Source organism: Portibacter lacus (assembly GCF_021533215.1).
GTDB classification, from domain to species: Bacteria; Bacteroidota; Bacteroidia; order Chitinophagales; family Saprospiraceae; genus Portibacter; species Portibacter lacus.
Map to the genome: position 1 here is coordinate 305,371 of NZ_JAJNKA010000007.1, position 15,374 is coordinate 320,744.

General features: G+C 35.3%; 14 protein-coding genes. 3 read left to right on the plus strand and 11 right to left on the minus strand.

Annotated elements, in window-relative coordinates; translation table 11 throughout:
- From L2586_RS14200 to L2586_RS14240, 9 genes are all read right to left on the minus strand, one after another.
- Positions 1-1,149 (minus strand): zinc dependent phospholipase C family protein, encoded by a 1,149-nt coding sequence (locus tag L2586_RS14200; RefSeq protein WP_235293577.1) that lies wholly within the window; start codon positions 1,147-1,149, stop codon positions 1-3.
- Entirely contained in the window at positions 1,133-2,149 is a 1,017-nt protein-coding gene (locus L2586_RS14205) for a hypothetical protein (RefSeq protein WP_235293578.1), read from the minus strand. The genes L2586_RS14200 and L2586_RS14205 overlap by 17 nt, the downstream gene beginning before the upstream one ends.
- Positions 2,139-3,848, minus strand: a complete 1,710-nt coding sequence (gene gldG, locus L2586_RS14210) for a gliding motility-associated ABC transporter substrate-binding protein GldG (RefSeq protein ID WP_235293579.1) — start codon at positions 3,846-3,848, stop codon at positions 2,139-2,141. The genes L2586_RS14205 and gldG overlap by 11 nt, the downstream gene beginning before the upstream one ends.
- Before the next feature lies 1 nt (position 3,849).
- Positions 3,850-4,581 carry a gliding motility-associated ABC transporter permease subunit GldF gene (gene gldF / locus L2586_RS14215; protein WP_235293580.1) on the minus strand — a complete coding sequence of 244 codons (732 nt, stop codon included), beginning with the start codon at positions 4,579-4,581 and terminating at the stop codon, positions 3,850-3,852.
- Positions 4,581-5,489: a gliding motility-associated ABC transporter ATP-binding subunit GldA gene (gene gldA / locus L2586_RS14220; protein WP_235293581.1), complete on the minus strand. Its 909-nt coding sequence runs from the start codon at positions 5,487-5,489 to the stop codon at positions 4,581-4,583. Before gldA ends, gldF begins: the two co-directional genes overlap by 1 nt.
- Positions 5,479-6,195: a tRNA pseudouridine(55) synthase TruB gene (gene truB / locus L2586_RS14225; RefSeq protein WP_235293582.1), complete on the minus strand. Its 717-nt coding sequence runs from the start codon at positions 6,193-6,195 to the stop codon at positions 5,479-5,481. The genes gldA and truB overlap by 11 nt, the downstream gene beginning before the upstream one ends.
- Positions 6,192-6,986: an undecaprenyl-diphosphate phosphatase gene (locus L2586_RS14230; protein WP_235293583.1), complete on the minus strand. Its 795-nt coding sequence runs from the start codon at positions 6,984-6,986 to the stop codon at positions 6,192-6,194. Before L2586_RS14230 ends, truB begins: the two co-directional genes overlap by 4 nt.
- Before the next feature lie 6 nt (positions 6,987-6,992).
- Entirely contained in the window at positions 6,993-7,292 is a 300-nt protein-coding gene (locus L2586_RS14235) for a DUF3098 domain-containing protein (protein ID WP_235293584.1), read from the minus strand.
- Between the two features lie 137 nt (positions 7,293-7,429).
- Positions 7,430-8,176: a cell division protein FtsX gene (locus L2586_RS14240; protein WP_235293585.1), complete on the minus strand. Its 747-nt coding sequence runs from the start codon at positions 8,174-8,176 to the stop codon at positions 7,430-7,432.
- 139 nt (positions 8,177-8,315) lie between these two features.
- Here L2586_RS14240 and L2586_RS14245 point away from each other — a divergent pair, with 139 nt between their 5' ends.
- Positions 8,316-8,897 (plus strand): hypothetical protein, encoded by a 582-nt coding sequence (locus tag L2586_RS14245; protein ID WP_235293586.1) that lies wholly within the window; start codon positions 8,316-8,318, stop codon positions 8,895-8,897.
- 2 nt (positions 8,898-8,899) lie between these two features.
- Entirely contained in the window at positions 8,900-9,553 is a 654-nt protein-coding gene (locus L2586_RS14250; RefSeq protein WP_235293587.1) for a hypothetical protein, read from the plus strand.
- On the opposite strand, the gene L2586_RS14255 is transcribed toward L2586_RS14250, so the two are convergent.
- On the minus strand, positions 9,554-9,973 hold the full coding sequence (locus L2586_RS14255) for a hypothetical protein (protein WP_235293588.1): 420 nt from the start codon (positions 9,971-9,973) through the stop codon (positions 9,554-9,556).
- 325 nt (positions 9,974-10,298) lie between these two features.
- On the opposite strand from L2586_RS14255, the gene L2586_RS14260 reads away from it, so the two are divergent.
- Positions 10,299-13,136: a leucine--tRNA ligase gene (locus tag L2586_RS14260; RefSeq protein WP_235293589.1), complete on the plus strand. Its 2,838-nt coding sequence runs from the start codon at positions 10,299-10,301 to the stop codon at positions 13,134-13,136.
- A gap of 99 nt (positions 13,137-13,235) precedes the next feature.
- On the opposite strand, the gene L2586_RS14265 is transcribed toward L2586_RS14260, so the two are convergent.
- Entirely contained in the window at positions 13,236-15,197 is a 1,962-nt protein-coding gene (locus tag L2586_RS14265) for an OmpA family protein (protein WP_235293590.1), read from the minus strand.
- Between the last annotated feature and the right edge of the window lie 177 nt (positions 15,198-15,374).

A 15,374-nucleotide genomic window follows, 5' to 3' on the forward strand; every position in this document is an offset into this window, starting at 1 on the left:
TTAATGTTGTCTACCTAAAATTCTTCCTAATCCGAATGCTTTCTCTATTTTTTCGTCTATTAACTCCAGAACACCTACGTTTTCGAAAATAGGTTGTCCTGCGTCTACCCAAGCGGTATACCAGCAATCCGCAACTGATTTTATACTTCCTCTCATACGCTCTTCCACCATGCCTCCCAGTAATTCATGGTATTCTCTTGCATAGCCTTCACACTCTAAGCGAACCGTAGTTCCTAGTCTTTCTTCATAACAGTATTGTCTATCCTGTTCATAGTCCTCACGTAATTTCATCTCCACATCTAAAACTTTCTGAAGATGACTATGCGAATCCTCTATAATCTTCCAGAAATAAGCCGTTTTATCTTCTATATAATCTGCTTGTCCTACGATAAAGTCATACTCTTCTTCTGCAAATAGTTCAGGAAGTCTACTTTCCCAGAAAGCATGAATTCCATCCTGTCCAGTCATCTGACCATTATAATTTTCTGTCGTATGTAAAGGAACATGAGCATCAGCAATGTAGTGTCCCATATCTGTCGCAATTCGCATTATTCTATCGATATCACGAGCTTGAAAAGCTTCCGTTAATCTGTATTGTTGAACTCCTAATTCATAAGGGATGATCCCGTAAGTAGAAAAAACATCGGTAAATCTAAAGGAAGCACATTGGCCTTTCTTAAGATCGAAGTATTTCATTAAGGTATCACATTCATAAACTTGAATTTCTTCGTAGCGTTGCCTCATCCAATTGTTACGAATAAACTGCTTCCGATCTTGAAACTCCTTACTTTCTTCGCTGTTATCAAATGCTAATTCAATAGTATCAAGGCCTTGAACAATATAAAAATCACCAAATTTAGTAACCGCATCCACGTAATTTCTTGGAACGTGATCAAATGGATTCTCTCCCCAATGATCGATATCTATATAATGTCTGACTGCTTCAAACTTTGTTGCATACCTTCTTTTATCAGGATCTACAGCATGCTCTGAAATGTAATCTATATTTTTTTTGAAAAGACTAATCATATCGCCAGGAAGGCAGTATACTGCTAATCTATTAATCGTTCGATGTCCATAAAATCCCCACGTCGCCGTAAATCCAGAACAAAGCAATAATAAAATTATAATCTTAGTAAAATTCTTCATAGCGCCATAATACTTTACTGAACAACAAGTCTTGAACAATCATGAATTCTCCCCAAGAACAATCAGCAAAATATCTTTCGATCCTTTTATCTTCATCGACTATTCTTGTATTAATTTCTGGATTAAATATATCGATAAATGGATAGAGTTTAACCGATTTAGTAACATCTTTAATATCGGTAACCGAAATTTCTACTAAAGGCATCAGTGCTTGAATAGAATCTTTTAACACGTGGTCATTTTCGAAAGCTTCTGCATCCACATCTTGAAAAGACCTGATAAAGTTTTCTATCGCTCCTGGTTTTATGTCGCCAGAGATCTTATATCCTCCTTTAGCATAAGGTTGCAAGTCATATTCTCCAGATGGATTTCTTAACAACTTAAAGGATTGCTTTCTATCTTTAGGATATAAAATATTGATCTCTTTAATGTCTGACGCTGTATATGAGAATACCGTCCTATCCTTAATCTGGTCAATATCATTGATTAAAAAACGTCCTCTTAAACTTCCTTCGAAATTCGGTAAAGACAGCACATAGGGTTGAGTATACCCATCCATTAAGAATACAGTTCCAAGTTCTCCAGCTGTTGTCCCTCCTACTTGGTAGCCTTTTAGTAATTTGCCTGTTTTATCATATATTTCAACTTTTATCCCGATTCGTCCTACAGCTTTCATCATGTTATCATAAGCTGATCTTGGCGGTATATACTTTAATTCGATCCCAGTTAAAACATCTAGCAAATTCCCCATCACATTCGGATGAATTAATTCTCCATCTTTATCGAACCATTTACCATCCTTTTTTTCAAGGATTACTTGCTTTCCGTTTCTTTGAGCAATTAGAATTTTAGCAATATCTTCTTCCTCTTCAACTGCAAATTTTCGATCTCTTGTGTCAATTGTTGAAGAAGTGTTACTTGTATTCTTATACATATAGTAACCGAATCCACAAAGCACAACCAACAAACCAAGCAATAATAAAGTCCTCTTATTTCCCATCTGTTCTACTATACTTTCTTCTCCTGATGAAATTATAAATTATCCCTAAGACTATCAAAAACAACAATGGAAGACCAATATTCAGGAACTGCCAATACTTTCTCTCGTTTTGAATTTTCACTTTATTTAGCAATCGCAATTTGACATCTTTTCCTCTCGCTGCTATAAGACCTTTATCATCTAGAAGATATTCTATCGCATTAAATATAAATTGCTGATTTCCTTTGAATGTAAATTGTTCCCACTGATTAAAACCTAATGGTGATATCCGATTGTTAGCTGGGCTGTATAAGTTCTTTGCAAAATCTGAATCTGAAATAAAAATCATCCTAGTCGGTTCAGATTTATCCTTAAATTCTTCTCCTAGATCTTGAAGCATACTTGACATCCGCTCAGATACCCTATTCTTGAAAAAAGACTCAAACGCTCCTTCTAGCAAAACTGCTATAGGTTGCGGTCCTTTGTCAAATTTTGTTTCATCCGGTTTGTATCTAAGTATTTCAAAATTCATCCGCATCGGAGCAACTTGAAATCTGGAATAGTTAGAACTGGAAAGTAAAATTTCTTTATGAATATTAGCCTTCGTTTGTATGGTATCAATTGTACTCGGGAAAAAGAAATTAACTCGATCTATACTTTTCACAATCGGATGCTGAGAGGTGCTACCTACTAAAGGATGATAGACATAAGGAATCAGTTCCTGCTGTGCCTTTCCTCCTTGATTACCTATTACTTGCGGAATTCTAGTGCTTTCTAAGTCCAATATTAGATTCGGTTGAATCCGTACGCCATATTTGAAAAACATATCTTCTAAACCCAGCGGGTAAATATCTGGTAGGTAATTCCCATACTTACTAATACTATCCAAAGATGCTGTCAGGTAGTCAATCATCCATAAGACTTTTCCACCTTTCATCACATATTGATCAATAAGAAACTGACTACGCTGCGAAATTTCACTTGTAGGACCCGCCATGATTAATAAATCAAGCTCATCTCCTATCGTATAAATACTGTCCAGGTTAATTCTGCCAATATTATAGTTATTCTTCAATATCGTTTCTAGAGCAGCTGTCTGCTGTGGCCTTAACTCACCATTCCCCTCTGTCAATAAAATATTAGGTTTTCTAGAAGTTGTTAATTTCTGAATCGCATCTGCAAATTTATACTCTAAAAGACTCACTGAATTATTCAGTGCAACTTCATCTGTGATCCCTACTCCCTGTGCCTCTAGCAAATTAACAGCAATGCTTCTGTCCCCAATATTTAAAATAGCATAAGGATAGATTAATTTCTCGACGGTCTCATTATCTTGAGCTACTCTCAGATTCGTAGGATAGATCCCATTCTCTGCAAGTTCTTCCTTTCTTGCATTTGTTTTTTCTGTACTACCTTTGGTCGGATCTTCGAAATCAAATTCAATAAGTGGATTGATAGATCTAAAATCTTTCAGCGTTTCCAAAGCAGACTGTCTTAAACGCGTAAAACCAGATGGCAAATTTCCATCTAATAAAACTCTGACATAAACAACTTCATCTAACTCTGTTAAAAAATTCTCTGTAGCATCAGTAAGCGTATACCTTTTCTCTTCTGTGAAATCCCATATCTTATAGACATAATTACCAACTACATTCAGCGCTATGATGACTCCTATGAGCAATCCAAAATTTAAAAAATCACGTGCAGCTTGTCCTTTCATTCTACCAATTCTTTTTGTCTATGGAAAGTTTAGTTGCCAATATAAACGTTGTGATAACAGATAAGAAATACAATATATCTCTTGTATCCAGCACACCTCTACTAATCGAATTATAGTGATATTCTATACCTAATCGCTCTACGAAATTATCGAAGGTGCCAATAAAAATAGGCAAACTGCTTAGATATTGAAAGCCCCAATGAAAAAGGAAACATAGAAATGCTCCGATAACAAAAGACACGATCTGGTTCTTGCTTATAGAAGATGAAAATATACCTATCGCTGCAAAAGTTGCAGAAAGTAGTGCTAAACCAATATAAGATCCCGCAACCGCTCCAGAGTCAATATTACCCACTGGAGAACCTAATTGATGTACGGAATAAAAGTAGATTAGTGTAGGAAGTAAAGCGAATAGAATAAGAATCAAAACAGAAAAATATTTTCCTAGAATCAGTCCGATACTGGAAATAGGTTTTGTCAATAATAATTCAAGTGTTCCATTCTGATGCTCTTCTGCAAAACTTCGCATCGATATTGCCGGAATGAGAAATATAAATACCATCGGTGCAATGGTGAATAATTGATCCAAAGTTGCATAGTTGTAATTCAAGACACTTGTCTCTTGAAAAACCCACATGAATAAACCTAGGAACAATAGAAAAACACCTATAATAATGTATGCTATTAATGAACTGAAAAATGCTCCTAATTCTCTTGATATGATCTGAATCATTAGTTCGCAGTTAGTTTAGTAAATATATCTTCCATGCTATAGTCTTCCATTCTCATCCCCAATAAGACTAGACCTTCCTCTACAGCAAAATTGAATAAATTCTTTCGTGTATTAACCTCTTTATCACATATCAAATGGAAACTTAATCCACTATGAGCCTTGATCCGCTTAACGCCTTCTATCTTTTCAATTTTCAGTGAGCTAACTTCTTTATCGAATTCCACTATTACTAATTGTTCAGCTTGCTGAAACTGGGTAAGTACTTCTATACTATCATCAGCAACTATTTTACCTTTATTGATAATAATTACGCGATCACAAAGCGCCTGAACTTCTTGCATGATATGCGAAGAAAAAAGTACTGTTTTCTCCTTTCCTAAGTTCTTAATCAAACTTCTAATTTCAAGCAATTGATTCGGATCTAATCCGGTAGTAGGTTCATCAAGTATAAGTACTTCTGGATCATGAATTAGCGCCTGTGCTAGACCTACTCTTTGTCTATATCCTTTCGATAACTCCCCTATCCTCTTATTCGCTTCACGAGTCAGTCCCGTAAGCGTAATCATTTCTTCTACTTTTTCTTTTTTATTTTTCAATTTATGTAGACCAGCTACGAAAGATAGGTACTCTCTAATATACATTTCCTTGTAGAGCGGATTATGCTCTGGAAGGTATCCAATCTTTTTTCTGACTAAGGAAGCATGTTCATTGACATCATAATCACAAACTACGGCTTCGCCAGAACTTGCAGGCAAGTAGGAAGTAATAATCTTCATCGTCGTCGTTTTCCCAGCACCGTTAGGACCTAGAAAGCCAACGATTTCACCTTTTCGAACAGAAAAGCTGATGTCATCCAATGCTTTTTGTTCTCCATATATTTTAGTCACATTCTTTATTTCAATGGACATCTCTTAATTCATTTATTAATGTATCTAAGTCCCAAGCATCTTTAACGTCGTAGCCCGCGGTTTTAGTTCTTTTTAGGCCAACAAGATAAGCCCCATTATTCAATGATTTCCCAAAATCATCAGCCAATGTTCTTATATAAGTACCTTTCGAACAAGTTACAGAAAATTCAACGTATGGCTTTTCTACTTTATTTATTACAAATTCTTCAATATTTACAGTACGCTCTCTTGTCTTGACATCTTCTCCCTGACGAGCTCTTTTATAACTTGCTACTCCATCTATTTTTACTGCAGAATAAATGGGTGGAAACTGTTGAATTGCTCCCTTGAAATTCTCTACAGTATTCAAGATTTGCTCTTCTGTAATGGCTTCGATATCAAAAGTTTCGTTTTCTTCCATCTCGGCATCATACGAAAGCGTTGTTGCTCCTAATTTTAACTTTCCTTCATACTGCTTATTCAGATCAGTTAAGTCATTAATCTTTTTCGTGAACTTCCCTGTACAAATCAGCAACAAACCTGTAGCTAGAGGATCCAAAGTCCCAGCATGACCTACTTTTATCTTCTTAACACCTAGTCGATGCTTTAGCGTATACCTAATTTTATTTACTACATCGAAAGAAGTCCATTCTAGAGGTTTATCCACTAATAAAAGTGCCCCTTCTTGAAAATCAGTTTCGTTTATGTCTTTTACAAATGGAATCATGAAACGTAATAAAAGATTAAACTTATGGCAGCAATTGCAAAACAATAGTAAGAGAAATAAGACAATTTACTATTCTTAACAATCCGTATCATAAGCGTACAGGCAAATAAACCTGTAATAAAAGCAGCAATAAAACCAACACTCAGTTCTCCAACATTAGAAGCATTTTCAGTAAAACTTCCATCCAGTAGATCTTTAGCAATCTTACCAAAGATTAAAGGAAGTACCATGATAAACGAAAATCTTGCCGCTACTTCTCTATCTAACCCTAGCAGAACAGAGGTAGAGATAGTTGCACCAGATCTACTTATTCCAGGCAAAATAGCAATGGCTTGAGCGATACCAATAATGATCGAATGGATAAAGCTTAGTTCTTTGTCTGTCTTTTCTGCTCTATCTGCTATGAACAAAATCAATCCAGTAATAAAGAGCATAATCGCAACTAATGGAATATTCTTATTGAACAAACTTTCCATTTCTTCTTCTAAAAAAAGACCTACGAAGACAGCAGGAATCATAGAGACAACCACAAAAGCAATGAACTTTGTCTCTTTGTTCCATTCGAATTTGAATAAGCCTTTAATTAACTCCAATATGGTTTTACGAAAAACAAAAATCGTGGAAAGTGCAGTTGCAAAATGAAGAACAACGGTCATCATCATAGACTCCTCACCTACGGCATCATCGTTCATGAAATACTTGAACAGCTCTAAATGCCCACTGCTACTGACAGGTAAAAACTCAGTTAAGCCCTGAACAATACCGAGTATTGCAGCCTTTATAAGATCCATGAAATGCTATTTGAAAATGGCAAAAATTTCCACTACTAATCCTGCTAAGATTACAATAGGAGCAATTAGTGTTCTTCTTGTGCTATAAATGATACTTTCGTCCCACACATCAGGAGATGGCATGTGACCGCCAGCCATTAACAAAAATCCAAGCATGATTAAGCCGATTCCCGCTAACATTAGTATATAGTTCTGACGTCCGAAACTAAGTGTATCAACAGAAGAAGTCTGCTCAGCCTTACCCAAGGTAGATTTTGTCGGTTTCAAATTTTTAGTAGTAGTGACTACCACCTTTTTCTTAGCCATTTATATTAAATTTTTACAAATGTATCATTTTTTTCAGAATTGACCTCCATAGAATGCCGAAATCAACGCTTTATATTGACTTTATTACTGTCAAATCTTGCTACAAAACTCAAAATCCCATATTTATATAGTACAGATTAAGTATATAAGTCCTCTTCTTTCATCGTTAAAAATCTATTTAATATTGCATTCGTGCTAAGCAAATTGACCAAAAAACCTACCAACAACATAATAAAAGCGACCAATATAACATTCCAAATGCTGATGATCTTCCCTATGGTATCATTGCTTAGCATAAAATAAGTCATAGCAATAACAAACAGAAGTATGGCAATTCCACCTGATAAAAGGCCAGAATAAAATGCTCTTTGCAGAAAGGGGCGTTTGATGAAATTCCAGTCAGAACCTAGTAATTTCAGTGTATAAAAAGAACTTTTTGATTCCGCTAAACTCAGATTAATCGCATTAAATATTAGTGTTATTGCTAATGCTGAGAAAAATATCCCAACAATTAGCGCAAGTCTCGAAAACTTTCTGACATTGGTAGAAATCTGGTCTACATAAGAGCTCTGAGCATAAGCATCATGTACTTCTTTCATACTTCTCAATAAAGGAATATTCACACTCCCCTTTTCCATATTGAATTGATACGTATCGAAAAATGGATTTTCACCTTGTAAATCTAGAAATGCAGACCCTAATTCCTCTTCCATAATTCTTTTCGCATCCTGACTAGAAGTAAAACTTACTGAATTAGGAATAACTCCAGGCAGTGCTGCGAATCTAGGAATCAGATCATCTGTTATCCCTGGCTCCACCTCCACGAGTACACTTGTTTCATTTTTTAGAGTTTTTAATACGGCATTACTTTTAATTGCTATCATAAAATAAACACCTAGAAAAAACAACATCAAACTCGTGCATACAATGATAGGTATGCTACTCGTAGAAAATAAATATCTCAGAACTTTGATCATTAATAATAACTCGTTTATCTTGCGAAGATATAATAGAATAAACCATATGAATATATTAAAGCTGATATTTTTATCAATAACAGTCTCACTCACTACATCTTTGCAAGGACAGATCACGCTGAATAATCCTTCTTTCGAAGATGAACCAGCCGATGCTACTGTTCCTATGGGATGGTTTCCATGCGCACCTCAGACTACACCAGATATTCTTCCTGGGTTTTGGGGAGTTTATTCAGAAGCAAGCGATGGAGACACATATGTAGGATTAATTACTCGATTTGATGGATCTTACGAAAGTATAGGTCAGCGATTTATTGAACGGTTAGATGATGAAACCTGTTACAGCTTCAATATTGACCTCGCGCAGTCACTTTCTTATGCTGGATATAATGAGCCCTTAAAAATTCGAATTTGGATTAGCAATAAAAAATGCCAGAAAGAGCAGATGGTTTTTGAATCCGAATTTATAGAGCATTCAGAATGGAAAACTTACAAAGTAGAATTCACTCCTGAAAAACGAGCTAAATATATCCTTATCGAAGCGTATTACACCGATGGTAAAATAACCCGAACTGGTAATATCCTGCTTGATAATATTACTCCATTAATTCCTTGTTCTAAAGTCTAATTATGAAATATTTACCACTTTTACTAGTCCTTTTTATAGCTTGTCAAGAAACTGATAAGCCATTTTTAAAACAAGAAAAAAATCAAGTTTGGTCTGTGAAAGAGGTAGATGGTGAACATACAAAAGACCAAGTCACTTTTCTAGAAACCTACGAATATGACGAAGCTGGAAATGAAATTGGACATTTACTGTATAGTCCTACTGGTGAATTAAGCGGTAAAGAATTAGCTGTTTTCGATGATGAGTATGAGCAACCTATAGGAACAAGATATTACACTCCAGAAGATTCTTTATTAAGTTACTATAGCCTTAAATACGATGATAACGGCCAAAAAACAAGCCGATGGGGATTCGATGCAACAAACGATGAATTGCTGAGGATGGAAAACTTCAAGTATGATAAAAAAGGCAACATGATTCAAAAAGATATCTTGTCAGCTGATAATCAACTTCAGTCCAGTTTTATATTTACCTATGATGCGTATGGTAATAAAACTTCACTTAACATTAAAGATCCTAAGGGTGAAACGCTTCTGACAGAAACTTATAAAATTACCAAGTTTGACGATCAGAAACGATGGGTTGAAAACTGGGGATGGCGTGATGATAAACCGTACAGTTTTAGAGTTAGAGAATTAGTCTACGAAGAAAAATAATTATTCCTTATTAATATCTATTTTTTCAATCACTTTAGAGATATCGTCGTAAAGATCTTGAATTTCTGATTTAATTTTAGCTTCTTTTTGGCTATTATTATCACTAGAATCTTCTTTCAGTTCTTCTACAGCTTTCTTAATATCTTGCTGCTTTTCTTCTAATTTTTCTAGGTCAATGTTTGAAATTTTTTCTTTAACTGAATTGATAAGTTCTGAGAATTTATCCACCGTCTTATCATATTTTCCTTCATCATACTTCTCTTTCTCTGAAACAACTAATGCTTTGATATCTGAACCAAGGTCCTTCACTTTGCCCACAATTCGCTCAGCTTGAGCCTGTTCTCTTTCATCTCCATAAAAATAATTGTAACCTAAAATGACAACCAGTGCAAGTAAAGCAAGTTTTATTAATGTTTTCATTGGATCTAAATATTTAAAAATAGTCTATTAATATGTTTCAATCTCATTAACCAAATCAGGAATAAATACATTCCTTAATAAAGCGTAAAATCGACATATATTATTATTATATCTATGAAAAGTAGCAAAAAACATAGATAATAAGGAGAGTCAATCTAAATTTTTAGTGAGGGCCATCAAGAATTATACATTTTACTTTTATCCCATTTTGTTGTAATACGAATATCAATTCCCTGTAAACCAAGCTGAAGGAAGTCCAGCAAATTCAACATCAATTGAAATTAATTTGTAATTTTGCACCTCTAAAAATAAAACAGACTCAAACATGCAATATAATTCAGCTGAAATAGAAGCTAAATGGAAGAAATACTGGAAAGATCAGCAAATTTATAAAGTTGATATTGACACTACAAAGCCTAAATACTATATCTTGGATATGTTTCCATACCCTTCTGGTTCTGGCTTGCATGTAGGGCATCCACTGGGGTATATTGCCTCTGACATTTACACACGGTATAAAAGGATGAATGGTTACAATGTTCTACACCCTATGGGATATGACGCCTTCGGACTTCCAGCGGAACAATATGCTATACAGACTGGAGTTCATCCAGCAAAGTCTACAGATGAGAACATAGAGCGTTACAGGGCTCAGTTAGATAACATTGGATTTAGTTATGATTGGGATCGTCAAGTGAAAACCTCTGATCCTTCTTATTATAAATGGACACAGTGGATCTTCCTAGAACTGTTTAATCACTTTTATGATCATTCTGCTGACAAAGCACGCCCAATATTTGAATTAATAGAACAATTTAGAGTAGAAGGCTCATCGACTGGCGACATAACTTTTTCAGCAGAAGAGTGGAATCAGATGTCAGCAAAAGAGCAGGACGATATTTTGATGAATTACCGACTAGCATACCGTAAGACTGGTTATGTTAATTGGTGTGAAGCGCTTGGAACTGTATTAGCTAATGATGAGGTGAAAGATGGTGTTTCAGAAAGAGGAGGACATCCTGTAGAACAAAGAGCAATGATGCAATGGTCATTAAGGATCACAGCCTATGCTGAAAGATTGCTTAATGGACTAGATAAAGTGGAATGGTCGTCAGCATTAACGGCAATGCAGAATAATTGGATCGGAAGATCTGAAGGAGCACAAGTGTTTTTTGATATTAAAGGACACGAAGGTCAGTTAGAAGTATTCACAACGAGGCCTGACACAATTTTCGGAGCCACATACATGGTCCTAGCACCAGAATTAGATATCGTTTCTACTTTAACTACTCCAGAACAAAAAGAAGAAATAGAAAACTACCTTTCCTATGTCAAATCTAGATCTGATCTAGATAGAATGTCTGAAAGCAAAACGGTAACTGGTGCTTTCACAGGTGCTTACGCCATTAACCCATTTAACAATGAAGAGGTTCCTATTTGGATAGGAGAATATGTTTTAAAGGATTATGGAACGGGAGCTATTATGGCCGTGCCAAGTGATGATGACAGAGATAAAGCATTTGCAACTAAGTTTGGATTAAAAATTATAGATGTAGTTGATAAGTCTGATTATCCTGGAGCAACATTAAGCGATAAACTAGGAAAGATTATCAATTCCGATTTCTTGAATGGTATGGAGGTTCCTGAAGCGATACAATTCATGTTTAATGAAATAGAAAAACGTGGAATCGGTGCGAAAAAGATCAATTATAAATTACGTGATGCTAATTTCAGTCGTCAACGATACTGGGGAGAGCCATTCCCAATTAAGTTTGACAAGGAGAATGTAGCGCATCCATTAAGTCATAGTGAGCTTCCATTAGAATTACCAGAGTTAGAAGATTTCAAGCCAACTTCTAGTGGAAAATCTCCATTAGCACGTTTGTCCGACTGGACAGTTACAGAAGATGGCATGACACGCGAAACGGACACTATGCCTGGTTATGCTGGTTCATCGTGGTACTTTCTAAGATATATGGATCCCAAAAATCCTGATGCTTTTGCAAGTAAAGAAGCAGTAAACTACTGGCAGGATGTAGATATCTATATTGGTGGAACTGAACATGCCGTAGGACATTTAATGTATTCTAGATTCTGGCATAAGTTCTTATATGACCTGAACTTAGTTCCTACCGAAGAACCATTCAAGAAATTGATTAATCAAGGAATGATTCAAGGTGTAATAGAATATGTTTACTTGAGTAAGGATAAAGAAAATGGTCAAAGTAAATTTGTCTGTGCTAAAATAGTGGAAGCATCAGGCGACGAAGACAACTATGCTAAGATTCCTATTTTTGTTGACTATGTCAAAAACTACGGTTCACCAGACTCATTCTTGAATGTAGATTCCATTAAGCAGTTTGTAGAATGGAGACCAGAATACAAGGATGCAATTTTCCAATGCGGTCAAGGCGAATTCCAATTCGGTGTAAATGAAAACGTGGATAGTCATTTAGTGACTAAGTCTGAAATTGGAAAAATGTCGAAAAGATATTTCAATGTTGTTAATCCTGATGATGTAGTTGCAGAGTACGGTGCTGACTGCTTTAGAATGTATGAAATGTTCTTAGGCCCTATCGAGCAATCTAAACCATGGGATACGAATGGTATCGACGGTGTTTCTAAGTTTTTAAGAAAATACTGGGCTTTATTTTTCAATGAAGAAGGCAAAAGTTTAGTTACTGATAACAAAGCAGATGAGAAAGAATTAAAAGTATTGCATACTGTTATAAAGAAGGTAAATGAAGATGTAGAACGTTTTTCATTTAACACTGCAATTTCAGCTTTTATGACTGCAGTCAATGATTTAAGAAAATTAAAGTGTCATAAGAAAGAAGTTTTAGCAAAACTCAATCTTTTGCTTTCTCCTTTTGCTCCTTTTATTACAGAAGAAATTCATGAGATTTTAGGTTTTCAAGGTTCGATTCACACTGAATCATATCCTAAGCATGAAGATAAATATCTTGTGGAATCTACGATTAATTATCCTGTTAGTTTTAATGGAAAGAAGCGTGGCGAGGCAGCGTTTTCTGCAGATGCTACCAGAGAAGATATTATGGAAGAAGTGAAGGCATTACCTGTTTTTGCTAAGTACACGGAAGGTTTATCGGTAAAGAAAATCATTGTTGTTCCGGGCCGAATGATAAATGTTGTCGTAGGGTAAACAAAAATATAGACGTTATATATTCCTAATTTGGTTATTACTTCTGAATAACCAGATTAGGAACCTTTTTCTGAAAGAAATGATGTTTGAAATTACAGTTTAAAACGCTACAATTTTAAAAGTCGTTCTCCTATTTTCTTGGTGTTCAGCTTCAGAACAAGTCTCACAATAGCAATTTATAGCAGGTCTCGTTTCACCTAATCCTGTTGCCATCATTCTGGATTCATCAATTCCAAGAGAAACCAAGTAATCTACCGCAGCTTGAGCTCTATTCTGTGAAAGCACCATATTGTAATCATCTTTACCTTGACAATCAGTATGCGAGAATAACTGAATTTTAACGCTTGGATTGTTATTTAGCAACTTACCCAGCTCATTTAAAGATGGCTTCGCATCATCACGAATAAAATACTTATCTAAGTCGTAATAGATGTTTTCGAGCACAATTTCTCGATCAGTATATATTTTCTCTAACAATAGATTAACGGTGTAGGTCTTCTCTCCTGATTCTGGAACCTTAGTTGGTTTAAAGTTAAGAACCTCGGTGAGATACCCTTCCTTAGAAGCTTTAATTTCTAGAATATCCTCTGGGAAGATATCATCTATTACAAAACCCTTATCTTTAGTATTAAGCTGTTTACTGCCACTTTGAGACTTGATCGTAATATTTACACCAGGCAACTCTTTTTTGCCTGTAACACCACTTTTAGGATCGTTATCTACTAAATATTTATTCTCCGTAGTCTTTATCGCTAGGTACAACTTCAATTCCTTAGTTTCTACAACTTCTTCTTCATCTTCTGGTGGAGGAATACTGATAACCTTAGATCGAAAAGCATAAATATCGTCTTTCGATTCACCAACTCGAGCAGATGTAAAATACCCAGTCAACTCTCCTGTATTCTTTCGCTTTGCAGCATCTACGATCAGTCCAAAATCATCTGCTCCAGAATTAAATGGTGGTCTCATGTTTTCTACTCTAGTCCACGTTCCATCTGCCTGAACATAAGATTTAAATATATCTAAGCCTCCCATACCTGGCCATCCATCAGAAGCAAAGTACAAAGTATCCTTATCTATGAATGGGAACTTCTCATCTCCGATGCTATTAATCCTAGCACTTAAAACTTGTGGATTTGACCAGCCATTTTCTAACCTTTCCGAATAATAGATATCATATCCCCCGAAGCCTTCTTCCATTATTGCAGTAAAAAACAATATACTGTCATTTTCATGAAGAGAAGGGTGTGCATAGTTAATCCTATCTTCGATAAAACCCAAGGTTTGAGGTTCAGACCACTCGCTTCCGTTTCGATTAGAAACCATTAACTTACAGTAGTCATCATCAAACTTATTTTCACATCTCGTAAAAATGATTTCTGAAAAATCGCTATTGAATGTAGCCGTACCATCATTATGTTCACTGTTGATGTTATCATCGAAAGGTAATACATCTTTGCTAAACTGATTCACCATGTACAAGTCAGAAAACCATTGACCTGTCCATTTATAGATCTGGTCATTTTTCTCGCTCTTGCGATCAGAAGTAAACACCAATTGCGAACCTTCGAAAAGCTGAGGCGCGTAATCTGAATACTCAGAATTTTGAGCAATTTTATTGATCTCAAAAGGTGTATTTTCAACTTCAGTTAACCATTGCGAAGCATTAGTACACTCAGTAATTTCTCTAGCTATAGTTGGATTCTGCCCGATTCGTTTCTGCACAGCTTGAAAAACACGAACAGCCTCCACATATTGCTCATTTTTCTTAAGTGCATAGGCTAATTTCTCTAAAGCTTTGTCTCCATACTTCAGATCAAATGCTTGCTTATACCATTCGATAGCATTGGGAATATCATTAATTTCTCCATAAGATTCTGCTATTAAGAAAGCCTTCCTCGCTTTCATTTCTGGATAATCAGTTCTATCAAACTCATCAGAAAGCATATTGATGGCCACAGAATATTGTTTCCGATCATATGCCATTTCCCCGTCCTTAATCTTCTGAGTAAATGTACAAGCTGAAATACTGACTACTAAAAATGCTAAAAGAATTCTCATTAAATATTATCTGGTCTAATACTTTATTAACGTATTAAGATAAGAATAGTTATGTATTTTTCGAATATTAAATGTATTCCATAAGGAATAAATTCTATTAGATCTATACATGCAAGATTAATTAAATAAGACAATCTTATAGAAACAAAAAAAGGGTTCGAAAATTCGAACCCTTTT